The sequence below is a fragment of the Pseudomonas sp. R28(2017) genome, assembly GCF_002112505.1.
In the GTDB taxonomy this organism is placed as follows: domain Bacteria; phylum Pseudomonadota; class Gammaproteobacteria; order Pseudomonadales; family Pseudomonadaceae; genus Aquipseudomonas.
The window spans coordinates 22,037-42,838 of the sequence record NZ_NEHW01000021.1 but is presented as its reverse complement, the minus strand read 5'-3'; the positions used below and the strand labels follow the sequence as shown (position 1 = coordinate 42,838).

Here is a 20,802-nt window from a genome sequence, read left to right as displayed (position 1 = left end):
GTGATCACCCCGGCGCAGCGGCGCCCGGGTTACCAGCGGCAGTCGTCAATACAGGGGGAATCAGGCCGGCTTGAGCCAGCTCTCGGTCAGCGCGCCCCAGTAGGCGGCGCCGGTCAGCAGGATGTCGTCGTTGAAGTCGTACGCAGGGTTGTGCACCATCGGCCGCTGCACGCCGTTGCCGATGAACAGGTAGGCGCCCGGGCAGCGCTGCAGCATCCAGGCAAAGTCCTCGCTGCCCATCAGCTTGCGGGTGTTGCCATCGACCTTGTCGGCGCCCAGCAGCGCTTCACCCACCTGCTGGGCAAAGGCGTTTTCCGCGGCATGGTTGACCAGTACCGGGTACGCCGGGCGGTGCTCGATGCGGGCAGTGCAGCCAAAGCTTTCGGCCTGGCTGACGATGATCGCCCGCACCCGCTCCAGGGTCTGCGCCCGCACCTGGGCATCCAGCGCGCGCAGGCTCAGGCGCAGCAGCGCCTGCTGCGGAATCACATTGGCCGCCTCGCCCGCCTGCAGCGCGCCGACCGTGACCACCGCCGCCTCCTGGGCATCGATGTTGCGCGCCACCACCGTCTGCAGCGCCATCACCACACTGGCCGCCGCCACCAGCGGGTCGACCGTCAGGTGTGGCATCGAACCATGCCCGCCGACACCCTCGATGGTGACCGTCAGCAGATCCTGCGAGGCCATCATCGGCCCCTCGCGAAAGCCCAGATGCCCGGCCGGCAGCCCCGGCATGTTGTGCATGCCGAACAGCGCATCGCAGGGGAAGCGCTCCAGCAGCCCATCGGCGAGCATCGCCTCAGCACCGCCCTGGCCCTCCTCGGCCGGCTGGAAGATCAGCGTCAGCGTGCCATCGAACTGGCGCGTCGCCGCCAGGTAGCGCGCCGCGCCCAGCAGCATGGTGGTGTGGCCATCGTGGCCACAGGCGTGCATGCAGCCCTGGTGGCGGCTGCTGTAGGCGGCACCGGTGGCCTCGTCGATCGGCAGCGCGTCCATGTCGGCACGCAGCCCCAGCTTGCGCGGGCTGCTGCCAATGCGCAGCACACCGACCACACCGGTCTTGCCGATACCGGTGTGTACCTCGTAGCCCCACTGCTGCAGCAGCGTGGCCACCAGGGCCGAGGTGCGGCTTTCTTCGAAACCGAGTTCAGGGTGAGCGTGGATATCGTGGCGGATGGCTTGCAAGTCGCTGGCCACGTCGTTGAGCCAGGCCAGGATGTGCTGGTGTCGCTGCATGGGAAATCTCCTCGCGCGGGTGGGTCCCGTTCTTGTTGTTCGCTTGAGATCACGACGGGAAAGGCAGGTCGTGCTTGGCGACAGATAAGCGCGAGTGGCGAGGGAGTACAAACGAATGTGGTTCCACGCAGTGGAACCACTTAGAAAAAGTGATTGTAGAGTGCGTATCCACCCGCCAGTACCCAGAGGTTCAGGATGATCATGGATATGCTCCGCCCCTCATAGATATGACTCCAGGGCACCACATGGACCAGCTTCTCCGGCGGTAGGCTTTTCAAAAAACGGTGGCGGATGATGAAGTAGATGATGCTGATCACGGGGTAGATGAAGAGGGCTATTCCCACAGCATCCAGGCCGCCAAAAAGCGCCAGGAAAGCCGGCGTGAACAGGTAGGCGCACTTGACCCAGAAATCCATTTCTACCAGGTAATCGTGTACTTCACCGCCGGGGTGCGGTGGTTTTTTCTTGCGCTTGGTCGTCCTTGAGGGCATTTGGAACTCCGTTTGAATTCACTGTACCGATGCCTCCATGCGCTCCGATCAACCGGGAAAGCGACGGTTGGTTTTTCGGGACTTCACAGAGACCTAGAACTCCACCTTGCCCCGCCCCGCCTTTACCGAGCTGCGCCTGGCTTTTCCTTCGAGGCGACGGGTCTTCGAGCCGAGGGTCGGCTTGGTGGGGCGGCGTTTTTTCTCGGTCCTGCCGGCAGCGATGATCAACTCGGCAAGACGCGCCAGTGCGTCAGTGCGGTTCTGCTCCTGGGTGCGGTACTGCTGGGCCTTGATGATCAGCACGCCGTCGCCGGTGATACGACTGTCACGCAGCGCCAGCAGCCGCTCCTTGTAAAACGCGGGTAGCGACGAGGCGGGAATGTCGAAGCGCAGGTGCACGGCGCTGGACACCTTGTTGACGTTCTGCCCACCTGCGCCTTGCGCGCGGATGTAGGTCAGTTCGATGTCGGCATCGGGCAGATGCACGGTGTTAGAGATGGTCAGCATGGCATGGCCCTTGTGATTGCCCTCCATTATCACAGCCTTGGCTGCTTGCTCACAGAACAAAACGCGTTTGGCCTCAACTGCACGATCGAGACGCCCTAGTGCGCTGACCTTGCAAAGTGGCAGTCGTCTGATCCCAGGTGCTTGCCCAGTTTCCAAGGACTGACGCGAAACCTGTGGGAGCGGGCTTGCCCGCGAACACGGGCGCAGCCCGTGCCGTCTAGCGCCATGCCTGACAACCACTATTTATTCGCGAGGATGGCCTTGTCGTACTCGTAGCGCACCCGTGCACTTCGGTTGGCTGATGCGCACCACCTCACCGTCCGGCTTGCGCTCCAGGGTGGTGGTCTGGCTCAGCGCATCGGTCACCGCTACCAGGTGCTGACGTTCGTCGTAGCGGTAGTAGGTGCTCTTGCCCGAGCAATCCTGATAACGCTCGACCTGGGCCAGGGTGTTCCACCACAGGTACTTGGACTTGTAGGTCGCATCGATGATGGTGTGCGGCAGGCCGTCGTCGCTGTTGAGGTACTCGGTCATCTGGCCGAGGGCATCGAATTCGGCGAGCAGGTTGCCCTTGTCGTCGTAGTGCGCTCGCCAGGTGCTGCCATCCGGATAACTGACCTGGGTCACCAGCGTGGTCAGGTGGTGATATTCGTAGGTGGTCTTGCGGCCCAGCGGGTCAGTTTCTTCCAGCAGGCGGGCGAATTCGTCGTACTGGAAGGCGAGCCGGTTGCCGTCTGGCAGGTCGAGGCCGACCATGTTGCCCTGCTCGTCCAGCTCGATGGCGTAACGCTCGCCACCGTAGTCACGGCTGGCGATGACACGGTGGTCGGCGTTGTATTGCACTTCCAGCTCGCGGCCGAGCACGTCGGTGGCCCAGCTGGTGCGGGCATCGAGGTCGTAGCGGAAATGGTAGTGCTCGCCATCGCTGGTCCAGTGCTCGACCACGCGTGGTTTATCGCCGAGGGTTTCCCAACGGTAGTGGCAGCCCAGGCCCAGGGCGTCGGGGTCTGTACAAGTGACCAGATATCCTCGCTTGTGCGGCCTGTTGCACTTGCCAAGATATGCCACTCAAGAATATGGTTCCACCAGTACCTCAGTAGAACCAATTAAAAATATCAATTATTAAAGACCAGATAACTTCAAATTAGCCGCATTAATCTAAATCTAAATTACACCTCAGCAAAAAACATCCCCAAACAATGTCAAGCCTACGCTATCTACACCGTGAACTGCACGCCACGGATTGAGTTACTCTCGAAAACAGATTTAACGCGAGCAACCACTACAATCGTAGCACTTTCTTCTTCAGCCCTAACAATATCACTAGAGAGATCAGCATTATCATCCAAAACAATCTTGCTGAACCATCTAGGACCATCTGGCATATAGCTAAGCAATGGCTCACTTACTGATTCTTTCAAGTTAAATGCAGGCGACCTATCTATTACATTTAATATTTTGTAGCCGGCATGAGACTCCCCATCCAGCACTAGATCGGCATCTACAAACTGAACACCAGAAATATTTTCTCGACTCATCAGTTCATGAAGCCGTGGCGAGATCAAATTGGGACCATCGCTAAAGAAGAAGTCATAAACCAACAGCCTTGAGGCGCTAACTTTCTTTACCACCTCGAAGCAAACTTTTATGCCATTATCTACAACCACTCCCCCCTTAAATATTCCTGAATCCTGACCCGACAGCATCTTCATCTTGAGCCAGTAACCTTCCGGATACTCGTCTGAAATAGTCAATATAAAATTCTTAGCCACAACCTGCCCCAGAACAGAATTTTAATTTAGCGCGGTGATCCGGGTACTCGCCGTTTAGACGGTTCAATACGCCATTTACTAAACAGTAGGTCGCACTATTCTTATTGACCCAACGCTGCCTAGCGGATGGCCCTGTCTATTCGTGCCCCCTCTAACCCTCTGTAATCCTCGAAATGCTAGACAGGACATGGAAAGCAGAGTGCGGACCAGAAAAGGCTATCTGAATTGAACCTTAAGATCACTACACTCGTAAGCCTACTCCCCAGATAATATTCGAGTTTCCATTCAACTGAATCTACAGTCCCGGTCGCGTGACTATGACATCACCGAGTGACCAATTCAAAATCTAGATCACTCACAGATGCGTCACTTCCAACCCTTGGCAAAGTTTGAACAGAAGTAAAATCTAGCCCATACCCAAAATCCGAACCGTATCCACCGAGACTCTTATAGCCTTTAACAGACAAACTATAATCCCCCGGACGGACATCTATGTAATCATTATTAGGGAGGCGCGAGCTAAATTCAGCCTTGTAATTCAAGAAAAAGCCTTCATCCCAATCAAGCAGGGCATTGAGATCTGAAACAATCATGATGCCAGAAGCTATTCTCAGGGGCAGACCTGAATGCACGAAAACCGGCTCCGGCAAACCGCCTGCCATCTCACCTCCACCCTCTACAAACACCGCATACTCATTTTCAGAAATCTGATAGATTGGGCAAACCACTCCCTGCTCAATCGCTTGACGCCCTAAATTCTCGTCCTGCAAGAACGCATTGAAAATATTACTATCTGCCACGCTCCAATCTTTTAAAAACTTCGCCAGCATCACCGGATCGAACAAAACAATTCCAGGGGAATACAATTCCACCAATGCACTTCGCTTCATCAACCGCACCCTCCTGCTGAATTACTGCCACCACTTTTACCAAGCGACTTAGTTAAAGCTTCTCCAATAGTCACATCTTTCGCAAGCACTTGTCCAGTACGAGGAATTTTAAGAGTACCCTTCTGAGGGAACCCTTCGTAAGCTTTGTTCAGCTTCTTAACCAAATCATCAGATGTTCCGTCGAATTTCTTATTAAATGGCACGCCTTCCTTTTTAATCGCATCATGGAACTGCTGATGAAGCTTATCAGAACCATCAACCTCATTAGGGAACCATGAAGGTGAGTCGAGTTTGGTTCCGAGTTCAGGGAACCCATGCGTGTTTGCATGAGGTCGAGGAAACGGATGATGCCCCATGCCATCAGGTTTTAAAGGCTTCCAAAATGGCATCCAGCCCCAAGGATCGATCCATGACATCGGGTTGGGGACGTAGTGATAAAGATTTAAACCGCCAGTTAAACCAATGGGATCTTGTGTGATGAACCGCCCTACATTTGCGTCATAAAAACGGAAAGTATTGTAATGCAACGCAGTTTCGCCATCAAAGTACTGGCCTTGGAATCGTAGATTCTGTTCGACATCACTAACGGCCAGCCCCTCTACGGAACCCCACGAGCGATACGTCGCCTGCCATACGATCTTGCCATCGCTGTCGGTCAGCTCCAGCGGCGTACCAATCTGGTCCGTATGGAAGTAGTAGAGCTTCTGTTCTTCCCCTTCTGCCTGGTCGACCCGCGCCAACGGCGCATAGCTCCCCGGCTCATACAGGTACAAGATGCTTTGCCCAGGCGTCTCCTCGCGCAACATCCTCAAGCCTTGCCAGAGGAAGCGCTTCTGCTCGACTTCGCCGTTGATCTCCGCCTGCTTGGCCACCCGCCGTCCCAGGCTGTCATAACGATACTGCCCGGTGCTCTCCAGTCTGCCACCGACATACCTTTCAGCTTTAACCAGCCGGTTCTCGCAGTCATAGGCGAAGTGCTGCAGCTTGCTGTGCCCCGAGCGCTTCTCGATCAGGTTGCCCCACGGGTCGTAGCGATATTCCTGATCGCGCCACTGCTTGATCCGGTTGTCCTTGACCTTGTCGAACTGCCGAGCATTGAAGTCCAGACGGTTCGCGGCTGCGTCGTAGCGGAACTCTTCACTGCCTACCAGCGAGCCAGTATCACGGCTGCGCAACTGGCCATTGGCTTCGTACTCGTATTTGATCTCGCCCCGCAGCTTGTCGAGCGTGCGGACCAGCTCACCCGCCGGATCATACTGATAGCGACGGTGAATCGGGTTGTAGGCATGCTCCACCAGCAGTGAGGTATTGATGCCGGTATTGTGCACCTGCGACAGCTTGTCGGCGGGCAAGGTCGAAGCAAACTGCCAGGCCTTGCGCCCCATGGCGTCGTAACCGAAACAACTGGTGAGCTTGCCCTGGGTCCGGTACACCTCGCGGTGCAGGTCATCACGCTCCATGTCGCTGATGACTTGGCCATCCAGGTTCAGCTGGTGAAGGTGCCCACTACCGTAATACAAATAGTTGAGCTTGCGCCCATCCGGCACAGTCAGGGTGGTCAGGTTGCTGAGCGGGTCATAGTCATAGGTAACTGCACCTTCCAACGTAATTTCTTGCGTCAGCCGGCCCAGCACATCGTAGGTGTACGTCAGCTTTTCCTCGGTCACCCCAAGCTGCTTGCCGAGTCCACTCGGATGCCGCTCGATGCTCAGCAGCCGGTCGCCTTCGTCGTAGGTGAACTGCTGCTGTGAATCGCGGTTCAGCTTGGCGATCAAGCGGCCAATGCTGTCGCGCTCGAACAGCGTGTGACGCTCGGGCCGCTCGGCATTTTCGCCGTAGCCGATTTCATCCAGTCGGGTCAGATGGCCACCGACGTTGTAGCTGAAGCGCCGGGTCAGGTTGTCCACCCGCACTTCTTCGCTCAGTCGGTCCGAGGCGTCATAGGCAAAGCGGTAGGCCGCGTTGTTCTCGTTGACCAGCGCGGTCAGGCGGATGGCCTTGTCGTACTCGTAACGTACCCGCTGGCCCTTGGCATCCTCGCGGCTGCTGGGCAGGCCACGGGCGGTGCGCATCAGGCGGGTGGTCTGGCCCTTGCCGTCGGTGTGGCTGAGCACCTGGCCGTAGACGTTGTAGCTGAAGGTTTCCTTCGTGCCGTCCGGATGAATGATGCGCACCACCTCGCCGTCCGGCTTGCGCTCCAGGGTGGTGGTCTGGTTCAGCGCATCGGTCACCGCGACCAGGTGCTGACGCTCGTCGTAGCGGTAGTAAGTGCTCTTGCCCGAGCAATCCTGATAACGCTCGACCTGGGCCAGGGTGTTCCACCACAGGTACTTGGACTTGTAGGTCGCATCGATGATGGTGTGCGGCAGGCCGTCGTCGCTGTTGAGGTACTCGGTCATCTGGCCGAGGGCATCGAATTCGGCGAGCAGGTTGCCCTTGTCGTCGTAGCGCGCTCGCCAGGTGCTGCCATCCGGATAACTGACCTGGGTCACCAGCGTGGTCAGGTGGTGATATTCGTAGGTGGTCTTGCGGCCCAGCGGGTCGGTTTCTTCCAGCAGGCGGGCGAATTCGTCGTACTGGAAGGCGAGCCGGTTGCCGTCCGGCAGGTCCAGGCCGACCATGTTGCCCTGCTCGTCCAGCTCGATGGCGTAACGCTCGCCACCGTAGTCACGGCTGGCGATGACACGGTGGTCGGCGTTGTATTGCACTTCCAGCTCGCGGCCGAGCACGTCGGTGGCCCAGCTGGTGCGGGCGTCGAGGTCGTAGCGGAAGTGATAGTGCTCGCCGTCGCTGGTCCAGTGCTCGACCACGCGTGGTTTATCGCCCAGGATTTCCCAGCGGTAGTGGCAGCCCAGGCCCAGGGCGTTGCTGTGGGTGACCATCAGGCCTTCGGCGTAGCTGAAGTTGCGCACGGTGTCGCCGTTGCGGTTGATCACCGCGCTCAGCTGGCCATGTTCGTCGTAGCGGTACTGGGTGAGGGTTTCGACGGCCTGATTGTCGACCACGCGCTTGATGTCGGTCAGGCGACCCAGTGGGTTGTCGTAGTGCAGGTGGATGCGGGTGCCGCCGGTGGCGCTGATGTCGGTCAGGGTGCCGTCGGGCGTGCGGGTGAAGTGCAGGAAGTGGCCGAGGGCGTTTTCGATGCGCTGCAGCGGCACTTCGGTGTTGCTGTCGGGGACTTCACCGAAATAGAAGAACAGGTTGTCGAGGGTCTGCAGCAGGTAGTGACCGCCTTCGGTGCAGACCAGGTACACCTGCTCATGCGGGTTGTAGATGCGTTCGCCCGGTTGCAGGGTCACGAATGGAACTTCGCGGCCCTGGTTGTCGGTGAGGTAGATGAATGAGCCCTGGCGGCGCAGGCTTTGTTCCCAGGGCAGCACCCAGCCGCTGCCGAGCACGCTGTCGACGGTGAGGTCGCTGGCGTAGAAGCGCGACCATTCGATGGGCATCAGGCCGGGCAGGCTGAAGTCGATTTCATCAGGGATCAGTTTGCGCCCGGTGGTGAGGTCGACCGGGTTGCCGACCAGGCCGCCGATGGCTCGGCGTGCCACGGGTTCGACCACGTAGCGGCTTGCCACCTCCCCTGCAACGAAGCCTGCAGTGAATTTGAGGGCGCAGGGCATGATCGCTTTCATGCCGGCCTGGGTGCCGGCCTTGATCAACTGGGCGATACCACCGGCGGCACCGGCGATGGCCATCAGTACGTCCACGGTGGTACGCAGCCACTGCGGAATCTCGTCGTCCACCGGCAGGTAGCGATAGGTGCCGCCGCCAACGATGACGTTATCGGAACCACCAGAAATGGTCGCGCCGCAAGTCAGCTTGTCGCCCTTGCGCGCAGCGGCAACGCTGTTGATGAAGACGTTGGTCGAGCCCTCGGCGATCTGCACCGGCCCTGGGTGCTTGTCGCAAGCACCGATGCTCTTCTCGACCCGGGCGGCCTTGCGGCTGTTGATGAAGACGTTGGGTGAGGCAGTGGTTATCGTCCCTGAAGGAGACGAGAACATACTGCCTATCGCCTCTCCGGCGGCGGTCAGCAAGCTGCCTCCGATACCGGCTGCGAGGCCGGCCAGCAAGGCCACGCCGAACCCGCAAGTGAAGGTGGCGATGGCCACCGTGGCCACCAGTGCGATACCCAAGGCAGCCCCGATCAGGAAGCCTCCTAGCGCGCTGGTGTGCGATATGTCGTCGCCGAACCTGGCCGCTTCGAACATGAGGGGTTACTCCTGTTCGCCGGGCTCGGCGTTGGCCATGGCCGGGTTGCGCGGGGTGAAGCTGGCCAGCAGGTTGTCCCAGTCCTGGTTCTGCTGGGCACTGAAATCGGCTTGCGCGGTGGTGGAGAAAATCAACGCACGCCCGGGGCTGATGATGAACGCGGCCTGGCGCTGGTACAGCGGGCGGCCCTGGTTCATGTAGTAGGCGTCGATCTGGATGCCGGCGACAGGTGCCGTCGCGCCGAGCAAGACAGCCTTGTTGCCCATGCGGGTGTATCCACGCAGCTTGGAGGTAAGCATCTTGATCTGGCGGTCGACATAAGCCTGCAGCGCTTCGTCGGGTAGCAAGGTGTCACGCGAGATAGTGATGCTCAAGGGCGCCGGGACACTGGCACCGAGGACGAACATGTTGACCGTGCGGTCCTCGAAACCTGCCGGCAGCGCGATGCTGCCTTCCTGCAACTCGTAATCCATGCGATGAAAATTCCTGATAGCAAAAATAAGGGGTGTCAGCGCAGCGCCATGCCATCGAGCATGCGGTCGAATTCGACCAGCCACTGGCTCAGGCCTGGACTGCTCGGGTCGACCACGCAGGCGATATCCAGCCACTGGGGCATGTCGCTTCCTTCGACCGGGACCAGCGCACCAACCAGTCGGCCGTGTCGAGGCGCATGGCCGGCATTGAAGTGGAAATCCAGCGCCTTGGCCGCACTGCCCGCCACATAGCAATCACGCTGGCGGATTACCCGCAGTTGCGGGTTGGTTTCACGCAGGGCCTGGATCGCAGCGTCGAACAGCTGCTCCAGGGTCTGCCTGGCACGCACCTCACGGCGGCGAATATGCAAGGTGACTGGCTCACCTTCGTGTTCGAGGGTGGTCTGGATGTCGCGAAAACGAAAGCCGCCCGGAAACTGCAGGTTGAACCCACCGAAGGTGAAACTGCTGGCCACCTCCTGCAGCGCCACGGGTACCGGTTCCGGCTCGGGCAAAGGTTCGGCGGCCTTGGCTTCTTCCGCCAACTTGGCAAGGCGCGCCTCCTCTTCCAGCGCTTCGCGCCTGGCGGAGATCCGGTCGTAGATCGAGGGTTTGTACATGAGCCTGGCCTCAGTCGTTGATCCGCACCGGGGCGCCTGTGATCTTGGTGATGTCGGTGCTGGTCGTGGTAATGACCTTGCCCTTGATTTCGATGCCTTCCGGGGTCAGCGTGATGCTGCTGTCGCCAACCTGCAGGATGATGTGCTGCTTGGCCGCCACCTGGATGAACTGGTTGTCGACCTGCAGGGTGTACGAGCCCTCGGTCACTTTCACCACGGTGTCTTTCTTGACCGTCTCGGTGTGCGTGCCGCCAACCGTGATCGCACGGTTGTTACCCACATCATGGGTCTCATCGAGCTCGATCTCGGTGTCCATGTTGCGCTCGGCATGCATGATGATCTGCTCGGCACCGGCCTTGTCCTCGAAGCGGAAGAAGTTGGCGGTACCGCCGTCTCCCTTCATCGACCGGGTCAGGAAGCCGCTCTGGGTCTTGTTCGCCGGCAGCGACCATGGCGGGGTGTTGGAGCTGTTGTACAGGCTACCCATGATCAGCGGGCGGTCGGGGTTGCCGTCGAGGAATACCACCACCACCTCGTCGCCTACACGCGGGATCTGGATGCTGCCGAAGCCGCCGCTGGCGCCGGATTGGGCGACGCGCACCCAGCACGAACTGTGGTCGTTGTGCTGGCCCTTGCGGTCCCAGTGGAACTGGATCTTCACCCGGCCCAGTTCGTCGGTAAAGATCTCCTCACCCGGTGGGCCGACAATGATGGCGGTCTGCGGGCCGGCAATGGTCGGCCTGGGCGTGCTCAGCTGCGGGCGGAACGGGATCTTCTTGCGCACGCAGCTGAAGGTGTTGTAGTAGCTGGCCTGCTGGCCGCTGAGGTAGTTGTTGTGGCCTTCGCTCTCCACGCTCATCAGCAGGAACTGACGGTCTTCGACGGCGCCTTGGTCGTGGGTGTAGTGCTGCAGCAGCTCGAAGGTGTAGCCGGGCTTCATGGCCCGACAGTTACTGGCACCCTCGAACTTCTTGCCACGCAACTCCAGTGCCTCGATGCGCAGGCGCAGCAGGGTTTCGCCTTCGTCGTAGGTGCCGTGGGTGTACTGGCCGGGGAAGTCGTAGATTTCGAAGTTTTCTACGTCGCCCTGCTTGTTCACGCTGTTCATCGCCACCGGCAGGCGGTTGTTGGGCTGGCGGTAGTCGAAGGTCTGCGTGGCCATCTTGCCGGACTGCAACTGGCGGTTGCCGCTCCACTGGGTGATGGAGTCGGCAGTCTCGGTGACCGAAGCGCTGTGGAAGCGGATCTGCGGTTGTTCGGGGATGTCCACCAGGGTGCTGGAATCATCGCAGATGATCATGGTGTGGCCTTCGGCGGTGTGCTCGAAGTAGTAGAACATCCCCTCTTCCTCCAGCAGGCGCTGGACGAAGTTGAAGTCGGTCTCGCGGTACTGGGTGATGTAGGTGTAGCGCTTCTGCGGGCGGGTCAGGCGGAATTCGTGGCGGGAAAACGCCGGGCACAGGGCGAACACTTCGGTGACCACTTCCTCGACCGTGTTGCCCTGGAAGATCCGCGTGTCGAAGCGGTTCTTGAGCATCGAGAACCACGGGTTGAGGGTAGCGGTGTAACGCGCCATGCCACCGTCGCTGCCGATGCTGGCAAAGCGTGTGAGGTAACCGGTGATGTAGCGCGGGCCGCCTTCGGCCAGCTCGATCTCGATGCTGACGTGTTGGCCCATCATCGATTTCAGCGGCACGCCGGAGTCTTCGCAAACTAGCAGCAGTTCGTAGTTGAACGCCCGCGACAGGGCCTCGGTGCCCTTGAAGGTTTCCAGCAGCAGCTCCTGCTCGGGGTTGGCCAGGTTGTGAAACTTGAACAGGCGGCGGTTCTGCGGCGACAGCAGCGCGGAGGCCAGGTCCATGATCATGCGAAATCTCCTTGAAAACACGGCCAGCACGCTAATGCGATGCTCAGCTACAACTCTGATCTTGCGGGCTTGTTCAGCATGCGCGCATCACGCGCGTGCCCTGCGGAATCATGCGACTGCCGGCATGATGGGAAGTGCCATCATGCGTCGAATTTAATGCGACCTGGTTCACATTTCCGAATGCCAGGCAGGCAGAAGCGCCCAAAAGGAGACACCGGCAAATGATGCCCTGTCAACACATCACAAGCCTTGTAACGCTGAGCTTAGAGCCCTGCAAAGCGATATCACATCGCCACTTTTCGCAACCGTCACTGCTGCGCCAAAGCGCTACGGACCATCGCCGAATGGCCCGTAGCAGAAGGTTTTTGAAGTGCTGATCGGACCCCATACCTCACCACACCAACTCGAGCGGTCCGCTTCCTTTTGCGTCCACGGCACTCGCGGAGAAAAATGTTTCATAACGTGGATTGGTTCAAATTTTTCGACATTCATCCCCTCTGGCAAATGGCTAGCGTAGGCACTGGTGGTACTGGCACTTTCGGCAAGCGAAGAGCCATGATTCGTGCGACGATGCTCAATTGCCATCATTGCCCCACACCCCTGTCGTGAGAACAATGAACGCTCCGTCGGATCTTCACGCCAATCTTGAGGTCTGACGCGACACGCTGCGCTCGCCGCCGAAGCGCCGCCTACCTCCATGGACAGTGAAGCGAAAATGGATCTTTTGACCAACATCCCCAGCTGGGGCGACATCGAGCGCAATCTCGAGCAGAAATTCAGCGAGCTCAACCAGAGCGTCGACAGCGGCCTGAACAGCGCCCACGAAGCCTGGGACGGGTTCAGCCGCCGGGTGAGCAATGGTGCCAATCAGGCCTATGGCTACCTGGGTGGCCAGCGCATCGACAACGTACGCCAGGCCATGGCCCTGTCCTACCCGATCATCCAGGACAACCTCAAGCGCAAGTGGTCTTCCATCGGCATCGAGCAGATCCTGCCGGTACTGCTGCAGCTGGTCAAAGAAGTGTCGATGATCCTCGGCGGCAGCGTGGCGGTTGGCTCGCTCGCCGGTGGCGTGGCCGGGGCGTTCGCCTTTGGGGTCGGCGCGGCGCCAGGCGCGGTGGCCGGGGCTGGTATTGGCCTGCAGGTCGGCAACCTGATCCTCATGGGCCTGGGGCTGTCCGCCATCGCCGAGTACTTCTACCAAGGCCTGCCGGCCTGTTTGTCGACACTTCAGCAAGGCATGGCCACGGCCTGGTTTGCCGAGGATGGCCTCAAGCCCGCTGGCCTGGACCCAACCGGCGGCTCGTCGGCGCAAGCCCAGGAGCGCGTCGAGCGCGCCGCGCGCCAACTGGCCCGCGGTCAGGAGCAACTGGTGTTGCTGCTGCTGACGGCCATTGTCACCTACCTGACTCGGGGGCAGATGAAGGCCGGCGTCATGAGCAGCATGGAAAACATTGCGACACGTAGTGCAAGGCTACAGGCGGATATCTCCAATCGGCAACTGGCTGCCTGGCTGTCGAAGAATGAGCAGAAGTTACTGGAGCATCCGGAACTGCAGGCAAAAGAAGCGACGCCCCTCAAGAAAGCCGAACCCGAGCAGCCGTTTTACCAGCCGCCCCGTACGACTGAGGTTGCGCCCCCAACCCTTGCTGAACCCCCGCAAGCTGCAGTAACGCGCCGGGAATACCTCAATGAGAAATTCGGCCGCACAGGCGATGTCCTCAAGGACATCTACATTCGCGGCAACAAGGCCAAAGCGGCAAGTTACTTTGAATCACAAGGGATGCTCCCCGAAAATTACCGTGGTTACATGAACGGGCTGGATTTCTCTCAACCCGTGAGCATCGAGACATTCAATGCCGGGAAAAAACTTTGGCAATTCCAGGTGCCCGGTGGCGTGCAAGGGATGTGGTACTCTCCCACTCCTGATGTGTTGCCAACCCAGTTAGGGATCAACCCCATTGGGACGCTTTACAAAACCGAGACGTTAGCGACCAAAGTCGTGAAAGTTTACGAAACCACAGAAAAAGTCTCTGTCCTGCGCAGCATATCTGCGCCCGCGCTGGATGATTGGTCCGTGAAAGCCCAGCCTTTCCAGACGCTGGGCGGGGCAAGGCAGATAACCTCCACCGAGAAATCATTTTTCAAGTTGGTAAGCCCAAGTGATTAACATGAAACCGACTACACCACTCGAGTATGTAGACAAAGCGCTCGCACTCGCCATTGACCGCCAAAAACGCATCCCTGGCTTTCCTGTCTATGCCACCGTCATCGATCAGTTAAAGTACATCAGGGCCGTGTTCGACGGTACGGAGAAGGATAAATCGAAGCTGCACAGACTGACGATTGGTGCTATCGCGGCTAAGGAATTTGAACCCACGGACGAAGCCCTCGCCGAGGCATTACTTCATGTTTATTACATTGCAGAGCAATCAGCCAATGGCCTCAAGATCCGCCTGCCTGGCGAAAAATGATTACCGAGGGGACGCCGACCGCCAAACGACTATGGTTTCGACTGCGACCGTGGGAGGTGAACCACAACCTGGCATGACGGGAACCCCACCATGAATCCAGCTGCACTGAAACACGCGGCTACGGCGCTGCGCGGGTTGCTTGAGCACTATCAACATCATGAGCGCGCTGCGGCCCTATTGCTTAAGGAACTGGATGGCCTGCTCAAGCGTGCTACGAATGAAGAAATCGCCACCCCCATGGAGGCGCGTGATATCCCTGGCCATCGCTACTTTACCGAAACCCGGCTGGGCGCGTACCGTGACCTTGAAGAGCGCTATGCTTCCTTTTACATCGAACTCATCGACGGACGACGCTCGAAAGCTTTTCAGAGGCTACTCGCTGAAATGAACAAACCTTGATCACTTCAAACTGATCACTCTAGGTACGCCATGATACCCACGACGCCTCTTGGTTAGCTGCACAGGAAACTGGAGCCGCTGCAGGGCTTGGCAGACCAATAGCTGATCTCGTCGCCCAGGCAAAGCAGTGTGTGCTAGCCGTTACCACTGTAAAGGAGGCCATCAAGCTCATCGCCCAGCGGTGCCAGCTCGAACAGCCTCCTTGCCAAGCCACGAATATGCTGCGACCAGGCAACCTTAGCCACCCACTCCGGCGGCATGCCCGACACGCCATACAAGGCTCCGGCAATCTGCCCCGCCGTCGCCGCCACACTGTCGGCATCATCGGCAAGGTTGGCCGCCAACAGAATCGCATCCCGGAAATTGTCCGTATTCCATACGGCCCAGAGCGCTGCTTCCAAGGTATCGACCACATACCCGGACGAGCGAATCTGCTCACGGGTTTTGTGCTTGTACTCGCCGGCATTGATGATCAAGGCCCGGGGCTGCAAGGGGCGCACCTTCGGCGACAATGCCTCTTCCTTGTCCGCGCCATTGAGCGCCAAATGCAACTGCGCACCAAATAACTTGCAGCACTCCAATACCTCAATTGCGCGGTGAGTCACACTGCTCTGCGTTACGCTCTGCCACCAGGTTGCCGACAGTGAATGGCGTCGGAAAATGGCCGTGGGCGCGAGCCTGATCAACGAACCATTGCCTGCTGTCGAGGCCTCGAGATTACCCATCCACCCAAGTCCTTGGGCCTCCCACCCCTCCAGGGCTCGGCGCGTGACATTACCGATGTCGAAGCAGCGGCCATTGACGCTGTTTTCGCCCTGCCGATACCAGCGCACCATGGCATCGGCAAAGGTCGCGAAATCGAACTTGCCTTGGCTCGCGTAGGTGTCCGCCAGGCACAGGGCCATGCTGGTGTCGTCGGTCCATTCACCTGGCGCCAGGCGGAAAGGGCCACCGCCGACCATATCGCTGACCTGCCCCTGATCGCGCCGCTGAAACTCCAGGGTCGTGCCTACCGCATCACCAATCGCCAGTCCCAACAGCGCCCCTTGTGCACGGTCCAACGCTTGCTCCGGTGACAACGTGCAGGGCCTGTCGCTCAACCAGGCAGGCTTGATACGCGGCAGCCTGGGGGCATCGGGTTCGATCGTGTAGCTCATGCGCTGCTGCAACTGCGGCGACCACTCGGGCAGCAGGTCGACGTAGCGCTGGGCGTACTCGCTCAGGGTTGCATCCGGGCTTCTCAGATCGATCATGTTCATTCCTTGCTGTGGGTTGCGCTCATCCATGCGAACATTCTGCTGAACCTGCTGCTCACTGGCAACGACCCGTCCAGACAGCAGCAAAGACCAGACCGATGCAGCAAGGAACGCTGAGGCTACCGTGAAGAATCATGCCGAACTCCATGTAAGATCCCCGATCCTTTTCAAACTGGCGGGCATTGGCCTGGCCCTTTGCCTACTGGCCGTAGGGGCGCTTGGCGCCTACGTGCTCTGGACTGAAATCGTACCGCTCTACGGTCGCATCTACCGGAATGCACCGGTCGTGGAAACGTCCCTCAAATCATTCTTCGTTGTCGCGGCAATACCGTTCGCACCGGTCATGGCCCTGGGCTGCCTGATCGCAGCCTGGACCGGCCAGAAATTCGCCCCGCCCAAAAAGACCTGGCTCTACGGGTTCCAACTGCGCTCGATGCAATTGACGGTTGCACTCATGGTCGTAGCGCCTGTCATGATCGCGCTGACCACTGCCACACTCTCCGCCAAGGGCTACTGGTCATGCCCCAAGCTGCGCATCTCGGGTTCAGGATGGCAAATGTTCTGGGTGAACGATGAGCGCATGTGCTTCACACCAGACAGCTACATCAACGATAACTGGCCATGCAAGATCGTGGGCAAGCAGAACATCTGCATCCAGGTGGATGGCCGCTAGCTGCTTACATCGAAGGCGCTTCTCAGCATGAAATTCAACGATACCTACACAAGTTGCAAGCATCGCTTTTCGCTCGGAGAAGAACTGACTTCCCAGCAGTGCTACCTGTCCATCCCGGTGAGCAGTCCCTTGGTCGATTACGAAGAGTATTACCGCATCGACCAGGCCCGCTACGATGCCTGGCTCAAGGAACCTTCGGCAGCGCTGCCCATGGTCGTTCGCTGCCGCCGCCGCGAACTGGACCACCTCTTGATGATGCAACCTGGCACCCAGCGCGGCACGGCCACCCCCTGCACCTGGGAGCTGACGGAAGTCGCTGCGGTACTGGCGCGAATAGCAACCTTGCTGCTGCGCGATGGCGGCTACCCAAGCTGGGCCAACACGCTCCTGGGCTACCACGCACGGCTGCACAGCGACCCCGAACAGGTTCGTTTGAGTGTGTTCGCGATGCCCTGCGGCATGGGTACGCTCAGCGATGCCGTCCTGCATGAAAACGGCACGCTGTCGGTCGAGGCCACCGATGAATTACACGCCTTGCTCGGGTGGTTGCGGGAGTGGGGAGTCGAGGGCCGCATGGCCGGTGCAAAGCCGCTGTAGCACCCCCTGCGAAACCGCTTTGGCGCGGCATATTCCGTCGCGTTGCCATCATTGAAACGCGCCGCGATGGAAGCCGAGCGCCATCGGATCGGGGCAAAAAAATGAGACCCGCTTCACTTTTTAACAAAAACTTTTTACGTCAATTTTTACCGTCTCCTTAGCACTTCAGCCCCCTGACTTTGGGGGCCAAGGCCCCATCTCCAGTAGACAAAACCCTACATAGCCACTATCCAGCCATCATTGCGCAACTTCACAAAACAGGGAAAAAATCGCGCCCCTTGCCGGAACTTCTTCCGCAGCGGGGTGCCCTACTCGGCATTGCTGGCAACACGATATTCATGTGCCAGCACTCGAATTTGCCGCAGCCGAGAGGCGCGATTTTCAGGTCCACGCCATTGGCGTTTCAGGACGATCAAGCAGGCTCATGGACGATGTACCGATGACACAGACATTCGATGTCGAAGCACTGATCAAGCTGCGTAGCCAGACGCGGGCGATCTCCGATGCGCTGAAGGCGCAGGCGGCGGATTACCTTGCCACCGTGGCACCGCTGATCCGTCCGCAGACCCTGTTTGGCGAATACCTGCAAGGCGCCCAGCGCAGCAGCGGGCGCGAAACCCAGGGCCACTTCCAGTCGTTGATCGAACTCTACGAGCGCATCGGCTCGGCCGCGCCGTTCCAGCTGGTCAGCGAGCTGGAAGTGCCGCTGAACCTGATCAGCACCACCCCCGAACTGTTCCCGCTGGAATACGACAAGGTCCTCGAACAGAGCGGCCAGGTCATCCGCATCACCAGCCCGACGCGCTGGGTGGTGGGTTTCCACGCCTTCGACCTGGCGCAGTTTCGCACCGTCATCAAAGACCCCAACCGCAGCAGCGCCGAGCTGTACCGCTTCGTGGTGCACTACCTGGTGCTGTTCTACTGCCTGAGCAAATCGCCAGGCCTTGGCCGGCTGTTCGAAGGCCTGCGCTACGGGCTCAGCTTCGAGCGTCTCAAGGGCTTTGGCGACCTGCCGTTCTGCGTCATCAGCTCGCCGGTGCGTTCGCAACTGCCTGACGATTCGGTGATCCGCAGCAGCACGCAAATTGCCGGCAACACCAGCTTCGAAGAGCTGGTGGGGCGCGACAACATTCTGGAAATGAACGACGACATCCGTCAGCGCCTGCTGCTGACGATCGAAGGACTGTAACGCGCAGCGCCCGCTCGCGGGCCGCGCAATGATTCGCAGCGAATTGCTCGCACTGGAGAACACGATGGCGAAGAAGGAAAGCACCCAGCACAAACTCGACCGCGTTCGCGCACCTCGGGTCCATATCACCTACGACGTGGACATCGGCGATGCCATCGAGAAGAAAGAGCTGCCCTTTGTCGTCGGCGTGCTGGGCGATTTCTCCGGCAACCCGCTGGAGCCGCTGCCCAAGCTCAAGGACCGCAAGTTCGTCTTCATCGACCGCGACAACTTCAACGGCGTGCTCAAGGGCATCAAGCCGCGCCTGACCTACCGCGTCGACAACACCCTGGCCAAGAACGGCACCCAGCTGGGCGTCGAACTGAACTTCAACAGCCTTGAAGACTTCGAGCCACAGAACGTGGTCAAGCAGGTCGAGCCGCTGCGCAAGCTGCTGGAAGTGCGCAACAAGCTGGCCGACCTGCGCAACAAGATGGGCGGCAACGACAAGCTCGAAGAGCTGCTGATGGACGTGCTGCAGAACACCGAAAAGCTCAAGACCCTGGGCCAGGAATTCGGCCGTGAAGCCGAAGTGAAAGACCCGTCCAGCGACGATCGCGCCTGAGCAGGAGCCCGAACATGACCGACAAGCAAACCGCACCGCAACAGGCCGGCGACCTGGTCGAAGTGGAAAACTTCGCCCCTCAGCCTTCGCTGCTCGACAGCATCATTTCGCAAAGCCGCGTGGCCCGCTCCGACACCGAGCGCAACCGCACCCGCGACCTGATCGGCGAGCTGGTGAACCAGGTGCTCGAGGGCGAAATGACCCCGAGCAAAGACCTGATCGCCGTGCTCGACGCACGCATCGCCGAAATCGATTCGATGCTCTCCGAGCAGATGAACGAGATCATGCACGCCCGTGAGTTCCAGCAGCTGGAAGCCTCCTGGCGCGGCCTGAAGTACCAGGTCGACCAGACCGAAACCAGCACCACGCTGAAGATCCACCTGCTCAACGCCTCGAAGAAGGACCTGGTACGCGACCTCAAGGCCGCCAGCGAATTCGACCAGAGCGCGCTGTTCAAGAAGGTCTACGAAGAAGAGTACGGCACCTTCGGCGGCGCCCCGTTCGGCATGCTGATCGGCGACTACGAGTTCAAGCGCAGCCCCGAAGACATGTACCTGCTCGAAGAGATCTCGCACGTGGCCGCCGCGGCCCACGCGCCATTCATTTCGGCGGCCTCGCCCGAGCTGTTCGGCTGGGACTCGTTCACCGAGATGTCCGGCCCGCGTGACCTGGCGAAAATCTTCGACACCGTCGAATACGCCAAGTGGAAGTCGTTCCGCGCCTCGGAAGACTCGCGCTACGTCGGCCTCACCCTGCCCCACGTGCTCGGCCGCCTGCCCTATGGCCCGGATACCACGCCGGTGGAAGAATTCAACTTCGTCGAAAGCGTCGACGGCCGCGACCACAACAAGTACCTGTGGATGAACGCCGCCTACGCCCTCGGCACCCGCGTCACCGATGCCTTCTCCCGCTACGGCTGGTGCGTGGCGATTCGCGGCGTGGAAGGTGGCGGCCTGGTCGAAGGCCTGCCGACCCACACCTTCAAGACCGACGACGGCGAAATCGCCCTCAAGTGCCCGACCGAGATCGCCATCACCGACCGCCGCGAAAAAGAGCTGTCGGACCTCGGCTTCATCCCCCTGGTGCACTGCAAGGGCACCGACTACGCCGCATTCTTCGGCACCCAGTCGGCGCAGAAGCAGAAGCAGTACAACACCGACATCGCCAACGCCAACGCACGCCTGTCGGCGCAGCTGCAGTACATCTTCGCCACGTCGCGCATCGCCCACTACATGAAGGCGATCATGCGCGACAAGATCGGCAGCTTCGCCTCGCGCATGGATGTGGAACGCTTCCTCAACCAGTGGCTGGCCAGCTACGTGCTGCTCGACGACACCGCCAGCCAGGAGGCCAAGGCCAAGTTCCCGCTGCGCGAAGCCCGCGCCGAGGTGTTCGAAGTGCCCGGCAAGCCTGGCGTGTACAAGGCCGTGACTTACCTGCGCCCGCACTACCAGCTCGACGAACTGACCGCCTCGCTGCGCCTGGTCGCCGAACTGCCGCAAGGCGCCCGCGGCTGACCGGCCGCTGTGTACAGGGATG

General features: G+C 59.6%; 17 protein-coding genes and 2 pseudogenes. 8 read left to right on the top strand and 11 right to left on the bottom strand.

Annotated elements, in window-relative coordinates; translation table 11 throughout:
- Window positions 1-4: 4 nt before the first annotated feature.
- From CAF78_RS25870 to tssI, 10 genes and pseudogenes are all read right to left on the bottom strand, one after another.
- Window positions 5-1,236, bottom strand: a pseudogene (locus CAF78_RS25870) (M20 aminoacylase family protein).
- Between the two features lie 140 nt (window positions 1,237-1,376).
- Window positions 1,377-1,727, bottom strand: a complete 351-nt coding sequence (locus CAF78_RS25865; protein WP_085679628.1) for a hypothetical protein — start codon at window positions 1,725-1,727, stop codon at window positions 1,377-1,379.
- Window positions 1,728-1,820: 93 nt separating this feature from the next.
- Window positions 1,821-2,234 carry an alternative ribosome rescue aminoacyl-tRNA hydrolase ArfB gene (gene arfB / locus CAF78_RS25860; RefSeq protein ID WP_085679702.1) on the bottom strand — a complete coding sequence of 138 codons (414 nt, stop codon included), beginning with the start codon at window positions 2,232-2,234 and terminating at the stop codon, window positions 1,821-1,823.
- A gap of 282 nt (window positions 2,235-2,516) precedes the next feature.
- Window positions 2,517-3,245 (bottom strand): annotated as a pseudogene (locus CAF78_RS25855) (type IV secretion protein Rhs); the annotation flags it as partial.
- Between the two features lie 206 nt (window positions 3,246-3,451).
- Window positions 3,452-4,006: an imm11 family protein gene (locus tag CAF78_RS25850; RefSeq protein ID WP_256573978.1), complete on the bottom strand. Its 555-nt coding sequence runs from the start codon at window positions 4,004-4,006 to the stop codon at window positions 3,452-3,454.
- A gap of 323 nt (window positions 4,007-4,329) precedes the next feature.
- A complete protein-coding gene (locus tag CAF78_RS25845) occupies window positions 4,330-4,896 on the bottom strand; it encodes a hypothetical protein (protein ID WP_085679625.1) in 567 nt (188 codons plus the stop codon).
- Window positions 4,896-9,110, bottom strand: coding sequence for an RHS repeat-associated core domain-containing protein (locus CAF78_RS25840; RefSeq protein WP_085679622.1), 4,215 nt, complete (start codon window positions 9,108-9,110; stop codon window positions 4,896-4,898). Before CAF78_RS25840 ends, CAF78_RS25845 begins: the two co-directional genes overlap by 1 nt.
- Before the next feature lie 6 nt (window positions 9,111-9,116).
- Window positions 9,117-9,584, bottom strand: a complete 468-nt coding sequence (locus tag CAF78_RS25835; RefSeq protein WP_085679619.1) for a DcrB-related protein — start codon at window positions 9,582-9,584, stop codon at window positions 9,117-9,119.
- Window positions 9,585-9,619: 35 nt separating this feature from the next.
- Window positions 9,620-10,204, bottom strand: coding sequence for a hypothetical protein (locus tag CAF78_RS25830; protein ID WP_085679616.1), 585 nt, complete (start codon window positions 10,202-10,204; stop codon window positions 9,620-9,622).
- Window positions 10,205-10,214: 10 nt separating this feature from the next.
- Entirely contained in the window at window positions 10,215-12,071 is a 1,857-nt protein-coding gene (gene tssI / locus CAF78_RS25825; protein WP_085679613.1) for a type VI secretion system tip protein TssI/VgrG, read from the bottom strand.
- Between the two features lie 715 nt (window positions 12,072-12,786).
- Between tssI and CAF78_RS25820 the strand changes: the two genes are divergently transcribed.
- The 3 genes from CAF78_RS25820 to CAF78_RS25810 all read left to right on the top strand — a co-directional run bounded on the left by CAF78_RS25820 (window position 12,787) and on the right by CAF78_RS25810 (window position 14,944).
- On the top strand, window positions 12,787-14,241 hold the full coding sequence (locus CAF78_RS25820; protein WP_085679610.1) for a polymorphic toxin type 46 domain-containing protein: 1,455 nt from the start codon (window positions 12,787-12,789) through the stop codon (window positions 14,239-14,241).
- Window position 14,242: 1 nt separating this feature from the next.
- Window positions 14,243-14,545: an immunity protein Tsi6 family protein gene (locus tag CAF78_RS25815; protein ID WP_085679607.1), complete on the top strand. Its 303-nt coding sequence runs from the start codon at window positions 14,243-14,245 to the stop codon at window positions 14,543-14,545.
- Between the two features lie 90 nt (window positions 14,546-14,635).
- Window positions 14,636-14,944 carry a hypothetical protein gene (locus tag CAF78_RS25810; protein WP_085679604.1) on the top strand — a complete coding sequence of 103 codons (309 nt, stop codon included), beginning with the start codon at window positions 14,636-14,638 and terminating at the stop codon, window positions 14,942-14,944.
- 134 nt (window positions 14,945-15,078) lie between these two features.
- Here CAF78_RS25810 and tri1 read toward each other — a convergent pair whose 3' ends face one another.
- Entirely contained in the window at window positions 15,079-16,197 is a 1,119-nt protein-coding gene (gene tri1, locus CAF78_RS25805) for an ADP-ribosylarginine hydrolase Tri1 (protein WP_177408574.1), read from the bottom strand.
- A gap of 127 nt (window positions 16,198-16,324) precedes the next feature.
- Between tri1 and CAF78_RS25800 the strand changes: the two genes are divergently transcribed.
- The 5 genes from CAF78_RS25800 to tssC all read left to right on the top strand — a co-directional run bounded on the left by CAF78_RS25800 (window position 16,325) and on the right by tssC (window position 20,780).
- Entirely contained in the window at window positions 16,325-16,873 is a 549-nt protein-coding gene (locus CAF78_RS25800; protein WP_085679598.1) for a hypothetical protein, read from the top strand.
- A 27-nt stretch (window positions 16,874-16,900) separates the two neighbouring features.
- Window positions 16,901-17,470: a hypothetical protein gene (locus CAF78_RS25795; RefSeq protein ID WP_085679595.1), complete on the top strand. Its 570-nt coding sequence runs from the start codon at window positions 16,901-16,903 to the stop codon at window positions 17,468-17,470.
- 439 nt (window positions 17,471-17,909) lie between these two features.
- Entirely contained in the window at window positions 17,910-18,659 is a 750-nt protein-coding gene (locus CAF78_RS25790) for a hypothetical protein (RefSeq protein ID WP_085679696.1), read from the top strand.
- 64 nt (window positions 18,660-18,723) lie between these two features.
- Window positions 18,724-19,263, top strand: coding sequence for a type VI secretion system contractile sheath small subunit (tssB, locus tag CAF78_RS25785; protein ID WP_060511758.1), 540 nt, complete (start codon window positions 18,724-18,726; stop codon window positions 19,261-19,263).
- Window positions 19,264-19,277: 14 nt separating this feature from the next.
- Entirely contained in the window at window positions 19,278-20,780 is a 1,503-nt protein-coding gene (tssC, locus tag CAF78_RS25780) for a type VI secretion system contractile sheath large subunit (RefSeq protein WP_060511716.1), read from the top strand.
- Window positions 20,781-20,802: the final 22 nt, after the last annotated feature.

Excerpts from the sequence above, each read along its gene's own strand:
- CAF78_RS25865 (WP_085679628.1), bottom strand. The coding sequence starts at position 1,727 with ATGCCCTCAAGGACGACCAAGCGCAAGAAAAAACCACCGCACCCCGGC.
- arfB (WP_085679702.1), bottom strand. The coding sequence starts at position 2,234 with ATGCTGACCATCTCTAACACCGTGCATCTGCCCGATGCCGACATCGAA.
- CAF78_RS25845 (WP_085679625.1), bottom strand. The coding sequence starts at position 4,896 with ATGAAGCGAAGTGCATTGGTGGAATTGTATTCCCCTGGAATTGTTTTG.
- CAF78_RS25840 (WP_085679622.1), bottom strand. The coding sequence starts at position 9,110 with ATGTTCGAAGCGGCCAGGTTCGGCGACGACATATCGCACACCAGCGCG.
- CAF78_RS25835 (WP_085679619.1), bottom strand. The coding sequence starts at position 9,584 with ATGGATTACGAGTTGCAGGAAGGCAGCATCGCGCTGCCGGCAGGTTTC.
- CAF78_RS25830 (WP_085679616.1), bottom strand. The coding sequence starts at position 10,204 with ATGTACAAACCCTCGATCTACGACCGGATCTCCGCCAGGCGCGAAGCG.
- tssI (WP_085679613.1), bottom strand. The coding sequence starts at position 12,071 with ATGATCATGGACCTGGCCTCCGCGCTGCTGTCGCCGCAGAACCGCCGC.
- CAF78_RS25820 (WP_085679610.1), top strand. The coding sequence starts at position 12,787 with ATGGATCTTTTGACCAACATCCCCAGCTGGGGCGACATCGAGCGCAAT.
- CAF78_RS25815 (WP_085679607.1), top strand. The coding sequence starts at position 14,243 with ATGAAACCGACTACACCACTCGAGTATGTAGACAAAGCGCTCGCACTC.
- CAF78_RS25810 (WP_085679604.1), top strand. The coding sequence starts at position 14,636 with ATGAATCCAGCTGCACTGAAACACGCGGCTACGGCGCTGCGCGGGTTG.
- tri1 (WP_177408574.1), bottom strand. The coding sequence starts at position 16,197 with ATGATCGATCTGAGAAGCCCGGATGCAACCCTGAGCGAGTACGCCCAG.
- CAF78_RS25795 (WP_085679595.1), top strand. The coding sequence starts at position 16,901 with ATGAAATTCAACGATACCTACACAAGTTGCAAGCATCGCTTTTCGCTC.
- CAF78_RS25790 (WP_085679696.1), top strand. The coding sequence starts at position 17,910 with ATGACACAGACATTCGATGTCGAAGCACTGATCAAGCTGCGTAGCCAG.
- tssB (WP_060511758.1), top strand. The coding sequence starts at position 18,724 with ATGGCGAAGAAGGAAAGCACCCAGCACAAACTCGACCGCGTTCGCGCA.
- tssC (WP_060511716.1), top strand. The coding sequence starts at position 19,278 with ATGACCGACAAGCAAACCGCACCGCAACAGGCCGGCGACCTGGTCGAA.